Below are 17,424 nucleotides of genomic sequence, written 5' to 3' on the forward strand. Positions count from 1 at the left end.
TGGGTAAGGTTAGGCTTACCTGCAATCGATCGTGATTCGGCGGTCCCGCATGTCCCTTCCCACCCTGGAGCCCGGCGCCCGGCACTCGGCGCCCCGCCACAGTTCCGTCACGGGCGCCTACGCCCGTCTCACCGAGGTGTACCCCGGGCTGCGGATCCAGGAGCTGGCCGAGGACGAACAGGCACCCCGGGGCGACGGCTGGGTCTCCGTCGCGCGGCTCGCCGCGGCCGGGCCGGAGTTCGAGGAGTTCCTCGCCTGGGACGACGCGCAGGTCCTCAAGGACTACGGCCTGCGCGCCCGGCCCGACGTCGTGGCCAGCTTCGCGCTGCACCGCTACGCCTGGCCCGCCTGTCTGCTGATCACCGTGCCGTGGTTCCTGCACCGCCGCGTGCCGCGCTACCCCGTGGAGCACGTCTCCTTCCAGCGCGCGCTCGGCAAGCTGGCCGTGCGCCCGACCACCTTCGCCTGCCTGCCCGACGACCCGGCGGCCACGCTGCCCGGCGCCACCGTCGTACCGGACGAGGAGGCGCTGCGCGCCGAGGTGCGGGCCGCCGTGGCCGAGCACCTGGGTCCGCTGCTCGACGGCTTCGGGCCGCGCATGCGCCGCCGCGGGCGGGCGCTGTGGGCGATGGCGACGGACGAGATCGTCGAGGGCATCTGGTACGTCGCCCACCTCCTCGGCGAGGAGCAGCGCGCCACCGCCGAGCTTGAGCGACTGCTCCCCGGCGCCACCAAGCCGTACGTCGGCACGGCCGCGTTCCGCGAACTGACCGGGCCGAACGGCGAGAAGCTGCCCACCCGTGACCGCGCGAGCTGCTGCATGTTCTACACGCTGCGGCCCGAGGAGACCTGCGTCACCTGCCCGCGCATGTGCGACACGGACCGCGCCGCCAAGCTGGCCGCCGAGGCCGCGGCCTGACGCGCTCCGGCCCGTCCCGCCGCCCCCGCGCGCCTGCCGAATCGAACTCAACTCGTATATTCCTGGCAGTAGTTCGAACGATTCCCGGCGTGGCGCGGTCCTTGCCACCCACTTGGCGTCCTCTTGCCGGAAAACCCCTTGAGCGCCGTCGGGCGTGGGTCACTATGGCGCCCGAAACGCCCTACCGCGACGCAAGGGACCCCAGATGAGACTGACCGACATATCGCTGGACTGGCTGCTGCCCGGCGGCGTCCTGCTCTTGGGCATGGCAGTGGCGGTGGCGGTGCTCGCACGGGGCAAGAAAGCCCAGACGAAGGCGGCCGCAGCCGACGACTCGTGGGAACGCAACGAGGAGCGCCGCAGGCGCAAGGAAGCCCTCTACGGCACCGCCTCCTACGTCCTCCTCTTCTGCTGCGCGGCTGTCGCCGCGGCCCTCTCCTTCCACGGCCTGGTCGGCTTCGGCCGGCAGAACCTGAACCTGTCGGGCGGCTGGGAGTACCTGGTGCCGTTCGGGCTCGACGGGGCCGCGATGTTCTGCTCCGTGCTCGCGGTGCGCGAGGCCAGCCACGGCGACGCGGCGCTCGGCTCGCGGCTCCTGGTGTGGACGTTCGCGGGGGCCGCCGCCTGGTTCAACTGGGTGCACGCGCCGCGCGGCCTCGGCCACGCGGGCGCGCCCCAGTTCTTCGCCGGGATGTCCCTGTCCGCGGCCGTCCTCTTCGACCGGGCCCTCAAGCAGACCCGCCGCGCCGCCCTGCGCGAACAGGGCCTCGTACCGCGGCCGCTGCCGCAGATCCGGATCGTACGGTGGCTGCGGGCGCCCCGGGAGACGTTCGGCGCGTGGTCGCTGATGCTCCTGGAAGGCGTGCGCACGCTCGACGAGGCGGTCGAGGAGGTGCGCGAGGACCGGCGCGAGAAGGAGCAGGCCCGGACGCGCCGCCGCGACCAGGAGAAGCTGGAGCGGGCGCAGCTGAAGGCGATCAGCCGGGGCCGTGGCTACCACGGGCGCGGGGGGCGGCAGGTCGACGTCCAGGCCGTGGCGCCGTCGGTGGGGTCCGGGCAGGTCGGCGCGGACCCTGCCATAGCGGCTCCGCCGCAGCAGGAGCAGTTGCCCGTACGGTCCCGTCCCTCCCTCCAGGCCGTCAAGGGCGGTCCTGAGACCGTGACGGTCGATCTCACGGCCGAGGACGACACGCAGACGATTCCGCGCCTCGACTCGCTGGAGCGCAAGCTGAAGGACCTGGAACAGCAGTTCGGCTAACCCTCGCGGGGGCGCCCCGGACCCGCCCCTTCCCGATCCGGGGGCCGCGCCCCCGTGCCCCCGCCTTTTTCGGCGCTCCGCGCCTCGTCCTCAAACGCCGGACGGGCTGAAAGTCTCCGGCGCGCGCCGTGGGTATTCAGCCCGTCCGGCGTTTGAGGACGAGCGCGCCAGCGCGATGAACGGCGGGGTCCCAGGGGCGGCAGCCCCTGGTTCGGGAAGGGGCGGGCCCGGGGCGCCCCGTGAGGGCTAGAGGCCGTCCGCGTCCAGTTCGAACCACACCGCCTTGCCCACGCCGTGCGCCCGCACGCCCCACGCGTCCGCGAGGGACTGGACGAGCATCAGGCCGCGCCCGTGCGTGGCGTCGCCCGCCGCGGGCGTCCGCATCCGCGGCCGCCGTCCCACGAAGTCCCGGACCTCCACCCGCAGCCGCCGCGGCCCCACCGTCGCCGTCAGGACCGCGTCCCGGTCGGTGTGCACCAGGGCGTTCGTGACCAGCTCACTGGTGAGGAGCTCGGCCACGTCGGACGAGCCGGAGCGCCCCCAGCGCCGCAGCAGGTCCCGCAGCGCCGCGCGGGCCTCGGACACCGCCCTGAGGTCGGAACGCCCCAGCCTGCGCCGCAGCTGGAGCCCGCTCTCGCTCGTCACGCCGTCGACTTGATGGTCCTCTCGTCTCACCGGGGCCGCCCCCCAACCGATGGCGGCACCTCCTTGCGCATACCTGACCATGACCCCCGCCCACAAGTCCGTCATCGAACATGCTCACGGGATGCATGCCCGCCCCACTTGGGCCCACTCATGTCCATTCGTCAACCAACGAAGCGGATGCGCCGATGGGTTGAGGGGAAGTGAAGCCGAGTACCACTCGGGATCGACCATGTGGAGGAGTCGCCGTGCACGACGACCGACGTCTGGTGGAGGAGCGCCTGGAACGCGCGGTGCGGCAGTTCATCCGCCCCGCCCAGTACGCGGACCGCGTGCCGCTCGCGCTCTCCGTGTGGCACGCGCCCGACGAGCTGGTGCCCGTCGCCGAGGCGCTCGCGGCGTCGTACGAGCCCTTCGACGCCGGTACGGCCTGGGGAAAGCCCTGGTCGACGAGTTGGTTCCGGATGACGGGGCAGGTGCCTGAGGCGTGGCGCGGGCGGCGGGTGGAGGCGGTCGTCGATCCGGGGTTCACCGGCGAGGGGCCCGGGTTCCAGGCGGAGGGCCTGGTCCACGACGCCGTCGGGGTCCCGCTCAAGGGCATTCACCCGCGCAACCGGCACGTACCCGTCGCGGCCCCCGCCGAGGGCGGCGAGCCGGTGCACCTGTTGCTGGAGGCGGCGGCCAACCCTGCGGTCCTGCGCGACTTCGTGCCGACCCGGCTCGGCGACATCCTGACCGCGGACGATCGGCCGATGTACCGATTCGCCGCTGCCGACCTGGCCGTACTCGACGAGGACGTCTGGCATCTGCTCCTGGACATCGAGGTCCTGTCCGAGCTGATGGGTGAACTGGACGCGGCGCGTCCGCGGCGCCACGAGATCCTGCGCGCCCTGGAGGACATGCTCGACGCGCTCGATCCGCACGACGTACGGGGGACCGCCGCGGCGGCGCGCGCGGAGCTGGCCGAGGTGCTCGCGCGGCCCGCCCACGCCAGCTCCCACCGCGTATCGGCTGCCGGGCACGCGCACATCGACTCGGCGTGGCTGTGGCCGCTGCGCGAGACGGTGCGCAAGGCGTCCCGGACGTTCGCCAATGTGACGGCGCTCGCGCGTGACTATCCGGAGCTGGTCTTCGCCTGCTCGCAGGCACAGCAGTACGCCTGGGTGAAGGAGCACCAGCCGCACATCTGGGAGCGGATCAAGAAGGCGGTGGCGGCGGGGAACTGGGCGCCCGTCGGCTCGATGTGGGTGGAGTCGGACGCGAACATGCCGGGCGGGGAGGCCCTGGCCCGGCAGATCGTGCACGGGAAGCGGTTCTTCCAGGAGGAGTTCGGGGTCGACACCGAGGAGATCTGGCTGCCCGACTCCTTCGGCTACACGGCCGCCTTCCCGCAGCTCGCGCGGCTCGCGGGCGTGCGCTGGTTCCTCACCCAGAAGCTGAGCTGGAACCAGTCCAACAAGATGCCGCACCACACGTTCTGGTGGGAGGGCATCGACGGCACCCGCGTGTTCACGCACTTCCCGCCCGTGGACACCTACAACTCCCAGTTCCTCGGCTCCGAACTGGCCCACGCCGAGCGGAACTTCGCCGAGAAGGGGCGCGCGACCCGCTCCCTGGTGCCGTTCGGCTGGGGCGACGGCGGGGGCGGACCCACCCGCGAGATGCTGGAGCGGGCCCGCAGGCTGCGCTCCCTGGAGGGCTCGCCGAGGGTCGAGATCGAGCGGCCTTCGGCGTTCTTCGCGGCGGCCGAGGAGGAGTACGGCGAGCGGGCGCCGGTGTGGTCCGGCGAGCTGTATCTGGAGCTGCACCGGGCGACGTACACGACGCAGGCGGCGACCAAGCGCGGTAACCGACGCAGCGAACACGCCCTCAGGGAAGCCGAGTTGTGGTGCGCGACGGCCGCGCTCAAGGACCCCGCGTACGCCTATCCGTACGACGCCCTCGACCGGCTGTGGAAGACGGTCCTGCTGCACCAGTTCCACGACATCCTGCCGGGTTCGTCCATCGCGTGGGTGCACCGGGAGGCGCGGGACACCTACGCGCGCGTGCTCACCGAGCTGGACGGCATCACGGCGGACGCGGTACGGCACCTGGGCGCCGGTGACGTCTGCGTCCTGAACGCGTCGCCGTACGCGCGCAGCGAGGTCGTCGAGCACGACGGCGCGCTCACGCATGTGCACGTGGGCCCGCTCGGCACCCGCAGCCTCGCCGTCGCCGCAGGTCACGAGCGGGCCCCGGAGGCGGTGACCTCGGCGACGCGGACCGGCACCGAGATCATCCTGACGAACGAGCACCTGCGCGTCACCGTCGACGCCGACGGGCTGCTCGCCTCCGTACGGGACCTGGACCACGACCGCGAGGTCCTCGCGCCCGGGGCCCGCGGCAACCTCCTCCAGCTGCACCCGGACCACCCCACCCGCTACGACGCCTGGGACCTGGACGAGCACTACCGCCGCCGGCACGCCGACCTGACGGCCGCCGAGTCCGTGGAGCTGGTCGAGGACGGGCCGCTGCGCGCCTCCGTGCGGGTCGTACGCGCCTTCGGCGACGGCTCGCGGATCACGCAGGAGCTGCGGCTCGCGGCGGGCAGCCGCCGACTCGACGTGGTCACGGATGTGGACTGGCGCGAGTCGGAGAAGGTGCTCAAGGCCGCGTTCCCGCTGGACGTACACGCCGAACGGTCCACGGCGGAGATCCAGTTCGGCCACGTGCACCGCCCGACGCACGCCAACACCGGCTGGGACGCGGCCCGGTTCGAGATCTGCGCCCACCGGTGGCTGCGGGTGGGCGAGGACGGGTACGGGGTCGCGGTGCTCAACGACTCGACGTACGGCCACGACGTGACGCGCGCCGAGCACGCCGACGGGCTCGGCACGACCGTGCGCCTCACGCTCCTTCGGGCGCCCCACAGCCCCGACCCGGACACGGACGTGGGAGCGCACCGGTTCACGTACGCGCTGCTCCCGGGGGCGGAGGTGGGGGACGCCGTGGCCGAGGGGCTCGCGCTGAACCTGCCGGTGCGGGTGGCCCGGGCGGGGGACGTCGCGCCGCTCGTGCGGGTCGACCACCCGGGGGTGACGGTGGAGTCGGTGAAGCTCGCGGAGGATCGGAGCGGCGATGTGGTGGTGCGGCTGTACGAGTCCCGGGGCGGGCGGGCTCGGGCGGTGCTGACCTCGGCGTTTCCTGTCGCCCGCGCCGAGGTCACGGATCTCCTGGAGCGGCCCCTGCGCCCCGCCGCCACCACCGGCGCGGGGCTCTCCGTCTCCTTGCGGCCCTTCCAGATCCTGACCCTGAGGCTGAGCCCGGCGTAGCCCGCGCGGGCTAGGCCGCCGGGGCCGGTGGGGTGAGTTGGGGGGCCAGCCAGGAGGGGACGCCGCCGAGGAGGCGGAAGAGACGGGTGGCTTCGGCGCGGAGGCGGGAGGCCTCGGGCTCGGGTTCGGCGTCGGCGAGGGCGGCGAGGGCGGGGGCGGTGCCGACCAGGAACCCCAACTCCTCGCGCAGCCGCAGGGATTCGGAGAAGCCGTGCCTGGCCTCCGCCAACTCCCCTTCGCGCAGGGCGAGTCCGGCGAGGTGCCGCCAGGTGAAGGAGAGGAGGAGGGAGTCCTCGTGCGCGGTGGCCCCGGCGTGCGCGCGCCGGTACGCGGCCCGCGCGGCCTGCGGCGAGTCGGCGAGGTGCTCGGCGACCAGGCCGCGGCGGAAGTCCAACAGGGCCCGCCCGGCGGCCCCGGGCGCGAGCAGCGCGGCGGCGCGGCCCAGCGCGGTACGGGCCTCGTCGGCGCGGTCGCGTACGCCCAACACGGTGGCCGCGTAGGCGAGTTGGCCCCGCTCGCAGGCGGCGGCCCCGCGCGCGTCGTCATCGTCGGCGACGGCCTCCGCCGTCCGCAGGCCGTCCTCGGCCTCGGCCCAGCCCTCCCCGGTGAACAGGCAGCGCTCGACGAGCAGCGAGGTTCTCTGGAGCGCGGCGGCCGCGCCCTCCCGGGGCGCGAGCAGTGCTGCGGCGTCGGTCCAGCAGCCGCGCGAGCGCAGCCGCCATACCGCGGTCTGGAGTGGATCGTGCCCTGAGCCATTTCCCGTACCAGACATGGCGGTATGCGCCACGTTGCCCTCCCCTAGCGCACCATTGAGCTGTTGAGTCGTGGGCGAATCTCAGCACGGATCGGCGCGCGGGGCCAAGGGGGTGGGTGAAGGATTTCACAAAGTTGGGGGAGGCGGATGGTGTGGTTTTGGGCTGAGCCGACCGGCGCACGCCCGCGCCCGTGGCTCAGCTCATCCGCAATGCCAAGAAGAAATCCAGCTTGTCCTCCAGGCGTGCGAGGTCACGGCCCGTCAACTGCTCGATTCGGCCCACGCGGTAGCGCAGTGTGTTGACGTGCAGGTGCAACCGGGTCGCGCAGCGCGTCCAGGAGCCGTCGCAGTCGAGGAAGGCCTCCAGGGTGGGGATGAGCTCCGCGCGGTGGCGGCGGTCGTACTCGCGCAGCGGATCGAGGAGGCGGGCCGTGAACGCGCGGCGCACGTCGTCGGGCACGAACGGCAGCAGCAGCACGTGCGAGGCCAGCTCCTGGTGGCCCGCGGCGCAGACCCGGCCGGGGCGGGCGGCCGCGACCCGGCGGGCGTGCCGGGCCTCCTCCAGGGCGCCGCGCAGGCCCTCCGCGGAGTGCACGGCCGCGCTGACGCCGAGGGTGAGGCGGCCGTCGTCGGCGAGGCCCGCCGTCAGGGGCTCGCGCACGGCGGCGAGGAGCGCGTCGGCGAGCAGACCCGCGTCGCCGCCCTCGGCCTCCGGGGACATCGCGGGCAGCGGCACGAGCGCGATGGCTTCGTCGCCGGTGTGCGCGACGGCGATCCGGTCGGACGGGTCGGGGCCCGCGGTCGCCGGGTCGACGAGGATCTCCTCCAGGAGCGCCTGGGCGACCGGGCCGCTCTCGATGCCCGCGCGGCGCCCGCCGTCGATCGGGGATCCCGAGGGCTCGCCCGCCCGGCGCCCGCCGGCGTCGGCCGCGGGCCCGCCCTGGACCTCGTCCCACTCCACCCGGGCCACCACGACCTGCCAGTGCGGGGCCGCGCCGAGCCCGGGCAGGAGCACCGGTGCCGCGACCCGCAGGCGCGCGGCGATCTCGGCGGGCGCGGCACCCGTCTGGACCAGTTCGAGCACCTCCTGCGCGAGGCGGCGGCGCACCGTGCGCGCCGCGTCCCTGCGGTCCCGCTCGACGGCGATCAGCTGGGTGACGCCCTGGAGCAGGTCGAGCCGCTCCTCGGGCCAGTCGCCCGCGTCGGCCTCGACGGCGAGCAGCCAGTCGGACAGGACGGTCTCGCGGACGTCCCGGGAGGCGCCCGCGCTGCCCCGGCCGCTGGAGCGGATGGGGAACAGCGAGTACGTGACCCCGTCCACGCCCACCCGGTGCGGCCCGCGCCGCCCGGTGCGGGCGGCGGCCAGGTGCTCCCCGGCGAGCCGCGCGCGGATCCGGGCCGAGAGGCCGGGGGCGCCCGCGGCCGCCCCGGCGATGGCGCGTCCGGCGGGGGACAGGACCCAGGCGCGCAGGTCCAGGTCGGAGCCGAGCAGGTCGAGGACGACGTCCGGGCCGCCGCCCGCGGGGCCCGACGTCATCAGGCGCCGGTGCCGGTCCACGACGGCCGCGAGGTCCCCGGCGCGCTCGCCCGAGACCTGGCGCACGACATGCTCGGTGATCGTCGCGAACGCCACCGACTCGTTGACGGCGAAGAGCGGGAGCCGGTGGCGGGCGCAGGCCTGGACGAGGTCGTCGGGGACGTCGCCCAGCTCGGCCTCGCCCGCCGCGAGCGCCGCGACCCCGGCGGTCGCGAGGATCCGTACGAACGGCTCCGTGTCGGCGGCGTCCCGGCGCCAGGCGAGGCCGGTGAGCACCAGCTCGCCGCCGCCCAGATAGCGGCTGGGGTCGCGCAGGTCCGTGGTCATCACGCCCCGGACGGTGCGGTCGAGCTCGTCCTCGCCGCCGAGCAGCCTGAGGCCAAGGGCGTCGGTGTCAAGGAGTGCGCGCAGCCGCATCGTGTCGTCGCCGCCGATCTGTCTCGATTTCGTGTGTGCCCGGCCGCGCCGGGGGTTCCGGGGACCGCGGGCCTCGGCGTCCTGGCGGTTTCCCGGGGGAAGCCGCGAGGTTGCCGGGGCCTGTTCTTCATACGAATCTACAAGACTCACGGCTTGGCCAGCTAACTCCTTCATGGTTTCGGTGACTGACCCCATGGGAGGAGCGGGCGGTGTACTGGCCCCACTCCGCGTTAACAGCACATGAACGAGCAGTCGAGAGGCCGGCGGCCCACGTGGCCGGATCGATCGCCTCCACTCGGAAGTCGCACCACCGCCACCACCCGGAAGGCGGACGGCCGCGTCCCCCGGAAGACCGCGCCCGGCGTTCACGATCAGCAACAGCGCCGCCGGTCACGAAGCATCGCGTACCAGCACGGCGTACCGGCACCGCGTACGCGCACCGAGCACGATGACGACGCACGATTACGAAGAGAGAGCCACTCATGGACTTCCTTCGCCCCGCCAGCTGGGAGGAGGCGCTCGCCGCGAAGGCCGAGCACCCCACGGCTGTGCCGATCGCGGGTGGCACCGATGTCATGGTCGAGATCAACTTCGACCACCGGCGTCCGGAGTACCTCCTGGACCTCAACCGCATCGGTGAGCTGCGGGAGTGGGAGGTCGGCGAGGACTCCGTCCGGCTCGGCGCCTCCGTTCCGTACACCCACATCATGGAGCACCTGCGCGCGGAGCTGCCCGGCCTCGCGCTCGCCTCGCACACCGTGGCATCGCCGCAGATCCGCAACCGCGGCGGCGTCGGCGGCAACCTGGGCACCGCGTCCCCGGCCGGTGACGCCCATCCGGCGCTCCTCGCCGCGGGCGCCGAGGTCGAGGCCGAGTCCGTGCGCGGCACCCGGCTGATCCCGATCGACGACTTCTACACCGGGGTGAAGCGCAACGCGCTCGCCCCCGACGAGCTGATCAGGGCCGTGCACATCAAGAAGGCGGAAGGCCCGCAGCAGTACTCGAAGGTCGGCACCCGCAACGCGATGGTGATCGCCGTGTGCGCCTTCGGCATCGCGCTGCACCCCCAGGCCCGCACCGTGCGCACCGGCATCGGCTCGGCCGCCCCGACCCCGATCCGCGCCGAGGCGGCCGAGGACTTCCTGAACGCGGCGCTCGACGAGGGCGGCTTCTGGGACAGCAAGAAGATCATCACCCCGTCGGTCGCCAAGCAGTTCGCGGACCTGGTCTCCGGCGCCGCCAACCCGATCGACGACGTCCGCGGCACGGCGAGCTACCGCCGCCACGCCGTCGGCATCATGGCCCGCCGCACGCTCGGCTGGACCTGGGAGTCCTACCGCGGCGCGGGCCGTGGCACGGAGGGAGTCGCGTAATGCGTGTCAACTTCACGGTCAACGGCCGTCCGCAGGAAGCCGACGACGTGTGGGAGGGCGAGTCCCTGCTGTACGTGCTGCGCGAGCGGCTCGGCCTTCCCGGGTCGAAGAACGCCTGCGAGCAGGGCGAGTGCGGCTCCTGCACCGTCCGCCTCGACGGGGTGCCGGTGTGCGCCTGCCTGGTCGCGGCCGGACAGGTGGAGGGCCGCGAGGTCGTCACCGTCGAGGGCCTCGCGGACTTCGCCAAGCAGCGCGCGGAGCACGGCGGTTGCGCCACCGGCGCCACCGGATCCTGCGGGGTCTCCCTGGACCGGGCCAAGCGCTGGCAGGCCGGGCCCGCCGACTCCCGCACCGGCGAGGGCGCGGAACTCTCGCCCGTCCAGCAGGCGTTCATCGACGCGGGCGCCGTCCAGTGCGGCTTCTGCACGCCGGGCCTGCTCGTCGCCGCCGACGAGATGCTGGAGCGCAACCCGGACCCGACGGACGCCGACATCCGCGAGGCCCTCTCCGGCAACCTGTGCCGGTGCACGGGCTACGAGAAGATCCTGGACGCGGTCCGCCTCGCCGCCGCGCGCCAGACCCAGGAGGTCTGAGGACATGGCCGACACCCGCACCACGGGCATCCCCGCCGACGTCACCCAGGGCTCGCAGACCAAGGGCGGCATCGGCGAGTCCACGCTCCGCCCGGACGGCATCCTCAAGGTCACCGGCGAGTTCGCGTACTCGTCCGACATGTGGCACGAGGACATGCTGTGGGGCCAGATCCTGCGCTCCCCGGTCGCGCACGCCGAGATCGTCTCCATCGACACCGGCGAGGCCCTGGCGACCGCGGGCGTCTACGCGGTCCTCACCTACGACGACCTGCCGACCGAGGTGAAGAACTACGGCCTGGAGATCCAGGACACCCCGGTCCTCGCCCACGGCAAGGTCCGCCACCACGGCGAGCCGGTGGCCCTCGTGGCCGCCGACCACCCGGAGACCGCGCGCCGCGCCGCCGCCAAGATCAAGGTCGAGTACCGCGAGCTGCCCGTCATCACCGACGAGGCGAGCGCCGTGGCGCCGGACGCGGTCCTCGTCCACGAGGGCCGCGACGACCACCACGCGGGCCACGTCCCGCACCCGAACGTCGTGCACCGCCAGCCGATCGTCCGCGGCGACGCGGCCGCGGCCGCGCGGCGGGCCGACGTGATCGTCACGGGCGACTACACCTTCGGCATGCAGGACCAGGCCTTCCTCGGCCCCGAGTCCGGCCTCGCCGTGCCCGGCGAGGACGGCGGCGTCGATCTGTACGTGGCCACCCAGTGGCTGCACTCGGACCTCAAGCAGATCGCCCCCGTCCTCGGCCTGCCCGAGGAGAAGGTCCGGATGACGCTCGCGGGCGTCGGCGGCGCCTTCGGCGGCCGCGAGGACCTGTCGATGCAGATCCACGCCTGCCTCCTGGCGCTGCGCACCGGCAAGCCGGTCAAGATCGTCTACAACCGCTTCGAGTCCTTCTTCGGGCACGTCCACCGCCACCCCGCCAAGCTCCACTACGAGCACGGGGCCACCAAGGACGGCAAGCTCACCCACATGAAGTGCCGGATCGTCCTGGACGGCGGCGCCTACGCCTCCGCGTCCCCGGCCGTGGTCGGCAACGCCTCCTCGCTGAGCGTCGGCCCCTACGTCGTCGACGACGTGGAGATCGAGGCGATCGCGCTGTACACCAACAACCCGCCCTGCGGCGCCATGCGCGGCTTCGGCGCGGTCCAGGCGTGCTTCGCGTACGAGGCGCAGATGGACAAGCTGGCGGCGGAGCTCGGTCTGGACCCCGTCGAGTTCCGGCAGCTCAACGCCATGGAGCAGGGCACGATCATGCCGACCGGGCAGCCGGTCGACTCGCCCGCCCCGGTCGCCGAACTCCTTCGCCGGGTCAAGGCGATGCCGCTGCCGCCGGAGCGCCAGTGGGAGACCACCGAGGGCTCGGACGTGCGCCAGCTGCCCGGCGGCCTGTCCAACACCACGCACGGCGAGGGCGTCGTCCGCGGCGTCGGCTACGCGGTCGGCATCAAGAACGTCGGCTTCTCCGAGGGCTTCGACGACTACTCGACGGCCCGGGTCCGCATGGAGGTCGTCGCGGGCGAACCGGTCGTCACCGTGCACACCGCGATGGCCGAGGTCGGCCAGGGCGGCGTCACCGTGCACGCGCAGATCGCCCGTACGGAACTGGGCGTCACCCAGGTGACGATCCACCCGGCCGACACCCAGGTGGGCAGCGCGGGCTCGACGTCCGCGTCCCGGCAGACGTACGTCACCGGCGGCGCGGTCAAGAACTCCTGCGAGGCCGTGCGCGAGAAGGTCCTGGAGCTGGGCCGCGCCAGGTTCGGCACGTACCACCCGGCGTGGGCCACCGCCGAACTCCTCCTGGAGGGCGGCAAGGTCGTCACCGACGGCGGCGAGGTCCTGGCCGACCTCGTGGACGTCCTGGAGGACGAGGCCGTGGACATCGAGCTGGAGTGGCGCCACCGGCCCACCGAGCCCTTCGACCTGCGCACCGGGCAGGGCAACGGCCACGTCCAGTACTCCTTCGCCGCGCACCGCGCCGTCGTCGAGGTCGACACCGAGCTCGGCCTCGTCAAGGTCATCGAACTGGCCTGCGCGCAGGACGTCGGCAAGGCGCTCAACCCGCTCTCCGTCCTCGGCCAGATCCAGGGCGGCACCATCCAGGGCATGGGCGTCGCGGTGATGGAGGAGATCGTCGTCGACCCCAAGACCGCGAAGGTCAGGAACCCCTCCTTCACGGACTATCTGCTCCCCACCATCCTCGACACGCCGACCATCCCGGTCGACGTGCTCGAACTCGCCGACGAGCACGCCCCGTACGGGCTTCGCGGCATCGGCGAGGCCCCGACCCTGTCGTCGACGCCGGCGGTGCTCGCCGCCATCCGCGCGGCGACCGGGCTCGAACTGAACAGGACGCCGGTCCGCCCGGAGCACCTCACCGGGACCTGACCGGCCCCCCCGCTCTCCGGGCGGTGTGTGCCTCCCAGGAACGTCACACTTCCGCCGGTCCGCACCGCCCGGAGCCTCCAGTACCGCACCGCTCGCGGTCCTGCCGCTCCTCGAAGAGCCCCCACGTTCGCCTCGGGCCGTCCCCCGGGTCGTGCAGCCAACACACCATCCCAAATCCCGCCGCCCGACGCGGGTGCCCCTTTGAACCTTGGGAGTCAGGCACCATGACCCAGCAGTCCATGGAGCCCAGGACCACCGCGGAGGACGCGGGCCGCGGCTCGCGCGTCCCCGCCGGACGGTCCTGGCTCGACCGGTACTTCCACATATCCCACCGGGGATCGACGGTCGCGCGTGAGGTGCGCGGCGGCATCACGACCTTCATGGCGATGGCCTACATCGTCCTGCTCAACCCCCTGATCCTGTCCGGCAAGGACGCCGCGGGCGACACGATGGGGCAGAAGGCCCTCATCACCGCGACCGCCTTCGCCGCGGCCGTCACCACCCTGCTCATGGGCTTCGTCGGCAAGGTGCCGCTCGCCCTGGCGGCCGGACTCTCGGTGTCCGGGGTGATCGCCTCGCAGGTGGCGCCCGAGATGACCTGGCCGCAGGCCATGGGCATGTGCGTGATGTACGGCGTGGTGATCATGCTTCTGGTGGTCACCGGGCTGCGCGAGATGATCATGAATGCGATCCCGCTCGCGCTCAAACACGGCATCACCATGGGCATCGGCCTGTTCATCGCCATCATCGGCCTGGTCAAGGGCGGCTTCGTCCACCAGGGCAAGGCGACCCCGCTCACCCTCGGTCCCACCGGTGAGCTGGCCGGGTGGCCCGTCCTGCTCTTCGCGGGCACGCTGCTGCTGATCTTCATGCTCCAGGCCCGGGAGACGCCCGGCGCGATCCTCATCGGCATCGTGACCGGCACGGTCGTCGCCGTGGCCCTGAACGCGATGGACGTCATCGACCCCGAGCAGTGGGCGAACGGCGCCCCCGAGCTGCACGGCAGCGCCGTCTCCACACCCGACTTCGGGCTCTTCGGAGACGTCGAGTTCGGCGGCTGGGGCGAGGTCGGCGCGATGACGGTCGGCATGATCGTCTTCACCCTGGTCCTCGCGGGCTTCTTCGACGCCATGGCCACGATCATCGGCGTCGGCACCGAGGCCAACCTCGCCGACGACAAGGGCCGCATGCCCGGCCTGTCCAAGGCCCTGTTCATCGACGGCGCGGGCGGCGCGATCGGCGGCGTCGCGGGCGGCTCCGGCCAGACCGTCTTCGTGGAGTCCGCGACGGGCGTGGGAGAGGGCGCCCGTACGGGCCTGGCCTCGGTCGTCACCGGCCTGTTCTTCGCCGCGTGCCTGTTCTTCACGCCGGTGACCGCGATCGTCCCGCAGGAGGTCGCGTCCGCCGCGCTCGTCGTCATCGGAGCGATGATGATGATGAACGCCCGGCACGTCGACTGGGCCGACCGAGCCACCGCGATCCCGGTCTTCCTGACCGTGGTCCTGATGCCCTTCACCTACACCATCACCACCGGTGTGGCGGCGGGCGTCATCAGCTGGGTCGCCATCAAGGCCGCCCAGGGCAAGGCACGGGAGATCGGGGCCTTCATGTGGGGCCTGACCGTGGTCTTCCTCGTGTACTTCGCCCTCAACCCGATAGAGAGCTGGCTGGGCGTCCATTAGGCACGCGCACCCGCTCGACGCATCCGAACCCCCGAGGAGACCGACATGCTGGACATCGCCGAAGAGCTGCACCGGTGGGTCGAGCAGGGGCGTGACTTCGCGGTGGCCACCGTGGTGGCGACCGGTGGCAGCGCGCCCCGGCAGCCCGGCGCCGCGCTCGCCGTCGACCGTGACGGCACGGCGATCGGCTCGGTCTCCGGCGGCTGCGTCGAGGGCGCCGTCTACGAGCTGTGCCAGCAGGCCCTTGAGGACGGCGAGACGCTCGTCGAACGCTTCGGCTACAGCGACGACGACGCCTTCGCCGTGGGCCTGACCTGCGGCGGCGTCATCGACATCCTGATCACGCCGGTCCGCGCGGACGCGCCCGCGCGGCCGGTGTTCGCCGCCGCGCTCGCGGCCGCCGCCCGGGGCGGGGCGGCGGCGCTGGCGCGGATCACGGCAGGCCCCGAGGAACTGCTCGGCCGCGCGCTGCTGGTGCGCGGCGACGCGGCGGCCGGGGCCCACGAGGGCGGACTCGGGGGCCACCCCGAGCTCGACCGGACGGTGGCGGGGGAGGCCCGCGCCCTGCTCGACGCGGGCCGCACGGGCACCGTGGAGATCGGCGCCGACGGCTCCCGCTGCGGGCAGTCGCTCACCGTCCTGGTCGAGTCGTCCGTGCCGCCGCCCCGGATGATCGTCTTCGGTGCGATCGACTTCGCCTCGGCGCTCGTACGGGTCGGCAAGTTCCTCGGCTACCACGTGACCGTGTGCGACGCGCGGCCCGTCTTCGCGACCCGCGTCCGCTTCCCCGAGGCCGACGAGATCGTGGTGCGCTGGCCGCACCAGTACCTGGCGGACACCGAGGTCGACGGCCGCACCGTGCTGTGCGTCCTCACCCACGACGCCAAGTTCGACGTGCCGCTGCTCCGTCTCGCGCTGCGCCTGCCGGTCGCGTACGTCGGCGCGATGGGCTCGCGCCGCACCCACCTGGACCGCGCGGCGCGCCTGCGCGAGGTCGGCGTCACGGACCTGGAGCTGGCCCGGCTCCGCTCCCCGATCGGCCTCGACCTCGGCGCGCGTACGCCCGAGGAGACCGCGCTCTCCATCGCGGCGGAGGTCGTGGCGAACCGCAGGGGCGGCGGCGGCCGCTCCCTGACGGGCGCCCACACCCCCATCCACCACGACGCTCCGTCGCCCCGCAGCATCACCTCGGTGGCGTGAGCCACGGCCCCGCGCGCCCTTCGTCGCGCCCGTGCCGCTCCGGTGGGTTTCGAAGGCCGGTGCGGGGCGTCACCATGGAGGCATGGATCCCCAACAGCACGCCCGAGCAGATGAGTTGACGCGCGATCCGTATCCGCTGTACGCGCGCGCCCGGGGTGCGAAGGGGCTCACGTACGTGCCCGAGTTCGGCGCCTGGCTGGTGGCGCGGGACGCGGACGTGCGGGAGGTGCTGCGGCGGCCCGACGTGTTCTCGTCGGCGAACGCGGTCCGCGGGGGCGTCAGGCCCTCCCCGGCGGCGCTCGCGGTCCTCGCCGACGGCGACGGCCTCAGCCCTCGCGGCGGGGTGGTGGTCACCTCGGACGGCCTCGCCCACCAGCGGCTGCGCGCGCCGATCGTGCGCGGTCTCGGCCCGGCCCGGGTGGCCGCCGCGCTGCCCTTCGTGGCCGAGCGCGCCGAGGCCCTCGTGGACGCGTTCGCGGACCGGGGCCGCGTGGAGCTGATGGAGGCGTACGCCATGCGCCTGCCGGGCCAGGTGGTCGGGCACGTGCTCGGCTTCGACCCGGCCGACGTGCCGCTCGTGGTGCGGGCCGGGCACCGCACCGAGGCCCTGCTGTTCCGGCCCCTCAGCGAGGAGGAGCAGCTGGCGGCGGCGCACGACATGGTCGCGCTGAAGCGGCTCCTCGACGGCTATGTGCGCGACCGGTACGCCGCGCCGCGCGACGACCTGTGCAGCGAGCTCGTCACCTCGCTGGTCACGGCCGACGACGCGGAGGAGGGCGAGCCGGGGCTGCTCACGCTCGCCCAGCGCACCGAGCTCGTCGCCCATCTGAACAACTTCCTGCTCGCCGGGCACCTGACCACGACCGCCCTGATCGGCACGGTGTTCCTGCACCTGCTGAGCAACCCCGACCAGTGGCGGATGGTGTGCGAGCAGCCGGAGCGGATGATCCCGGCCGCGATCGAGGAGACGGCCCGCTTCGACACCGCGCTCCAGGCGTTCCGGCGCGTCACCACGCGGCCCGCGACGCTCGCGGGCACCGAGCTGTCCGCGGGCGCCGAGCTCCTGGTCGCGTTCGGCGCGGCCGGGCGCGACGACGCGCGCTATCCGCTCCCCGACGTCTTCGACATCACCCGGCCCGCCGCCGCCCGGCACGTGGCCTTCGGCCTGGGCGCCCACGCCTGCCCCGGGGCCCAGCTCGCCCGTGAGCAGGTGCGGCTGACCCTGGAGCTGTTCACGCGTCGCTTCCCGTCGTTGAGGATCGCCGCCGACGGGCCCGGGGTCACGATGCGGCCCTCGCTCATCCACCGCGCCCCGGAGGCCCTGCACCTCACCTGGTGAGGGG

12 protein-coding genes are annotated in these 17,424 nt (G+C 73.4%); 9 read left to right on the forward strand and 3 right to left on the reverse strand.

Features of this window, described 5'->3' with window-relative positions:
* Positions 1-49: 49 nt before the first annotated feature.
* Together MQV74_RS31325 and MQV74_RS31330 are read left to right on the forward strand one after the other, a co-directional pair.
* Positions 50-919, forward strand: a complete 870-nt coding sequence (locus MQV74_RS31325; protein WP_242725420.1) for a (2Fe-2S)-binding protein — start codon at positions 50-52, stop codon at positions 917-919.
* 205 nt (positions 920-1,124) lie between these two features.
* A complete protein-coding gene (locus MQV74_RS31330) occupies positions 1,125-2,177 on the forward strand; it encodes a DUF2637 domain-containing protein (RefSeq protein WP_242725423.1) in 1,053 nt (350 codons plus the stop codon).
* 246 nt (positions 2,178-2,423) lie between these two features.
* On the opposite strand, the gene MQV74_RS31335 is transcribed toward MQV74_RS31330, so the two are convergent.
* A complete protein-coding gene (locus MQV74_RS31335; RefSeq protein ID WP_308402333.1) occupies positions 2,424-2,822 on the reverse strand; it encodes an ATP-binding protein in 399 nt (132 codons plus the stop codon).
* Between the two features lie 245 nt (positions 2,823-3,067).
* Here MQV74_RS31335 and MQV74_RS31340 point away from each other — a divergent pair, with 245 nt between their 5' ends.
* Positions 3,068-6,130, forward strand: coding sequence for an alpha-mannosidase (locus tag MQV74_RS31340; protein WP_242725429.1), 3,063 nt, complete (start codon positions 3,068-3,070; stop codon positions 6,128-6,130).
* Positions 6,131-6,140: 10 nt separating this feature from the next.
* Here MQV74_RS31340 and MQV74_RS31345 read toward each other — a convergent pair whose 3' ends face one another.
* Positions 6,141-6,917: a hypothetical protein gene (locus tag MQV74_RS31345; RefSeq protein WP_242725432.1), complete on the reverse strand. Its 777-nt coding sequence runs from the start codon at positions 6,915-6,917 to the stop codon at positions 6,141-6,143.
* Between the two features lie 163 nt (positions 6,918-7,080).
* The gene (locus MQV74_RS31350; RefSeq protein WP_242725435.1) at positions 7,081-8,838 is read right to left on the reverse strand and encodes a PucR family transcriptional regulator ligand-binding domain-containing protein; all 1,758 of its coding nucleotides are present in this window, start codon (positions 8,836-8,838) and stop codon (positions 7,081-7,083) included.
* 482 nt (positions 8,839-9,320) lie between these two features.
* Between MQV74_RS31350 and MQV74_RS31355 the strand changes: the two genes are divergently transcribed.
* The 6 genes from MQV74_RS31355 (at position 9,321) to MQV74_RS31380 (ending at position 17,420) form a co-directional block, all read left to right on the forward strand.
* Positions 9,321-10,211: an FAD binding domain-containing protein gene (locus MQV74_RS31355; RefSeq protein WP_242725438.1), complete on the forward strand. Its 891-nt coding sequence runs from the start codon at positions 9,321-9,323 to the stop codon at positions 10,209-10,211.
* Entirely contained in the window at positions 10,211-10,804 is a 594-nt protein-coding gene (locus MQV74_RS31360) for a (2Fe-2S)-binding protein (protein ID WP_242725443.1), read from the forward strand. Before MQV74_RS31355 ends, MQV74_RS31360 begins: the two co-directional genes overlap by 1 nt.
* Positions 10,805-10,808: 4 nt before the next feature.
* On the forward strand, positions 10,809-13,199 hold the full coding sequence (locus MQV74_RS31365; RefSeq protein ID WP_242725448.1) for a xanthine dehydrogenase family protein molybdopterin-binding subunit: 2,391 nt from the start codon (positions 10,809-10,811) through the stop codon (positions 13,197-13,199).
* A gap of 224 nt (positions 13,200-13,423) precedes the next feature.
* Positions 13,424-14,881 (forward strand): NCS2 family permease, encoded by a 1,458-nt coding sequence (locus MQV74_RS31370; protein WP_242725452.1) that lies wholly within the window; start codon positions 13,424-13,426, stop codon positions 14,879-14,881.
* Between the two features lie 45 nt (positions 14,882-14,926).
* On the forward strand, positions 14,927-16,081 hold the full coding sequence (locus MQV74_RS31375) for an XdhC family protein (protein ID WP_242725455.1): 1,155 nt from the start codon (positions 14,927-14,929) through the stop codon (positions 16,079-16,081).
* A gap of 82 nt (positions 16,082-16,163) precedes the next feature.
* Positions 16,164-17,420, forward strand: a complete 1,257-nt coding sequence (locus MQV74_RS31380; protein ID WP_242725458.1) for a cytochrome P450 — start codon at positions 16,164-16,166, stop codon at positions 17,418-17,420.
* Positions 17,421-17,424 lie beyond the last annotated feature (4 nt).

It is taken from the genome of Streptomyces sp. AN091965 (genome assembly GCF_022698285.1).
Classification (GTDB): domain Bacteria; phylum Actinomycetota; class Actinomycetes; order Streptomycetales; family Streptomycetaceae; genus Streptomyces.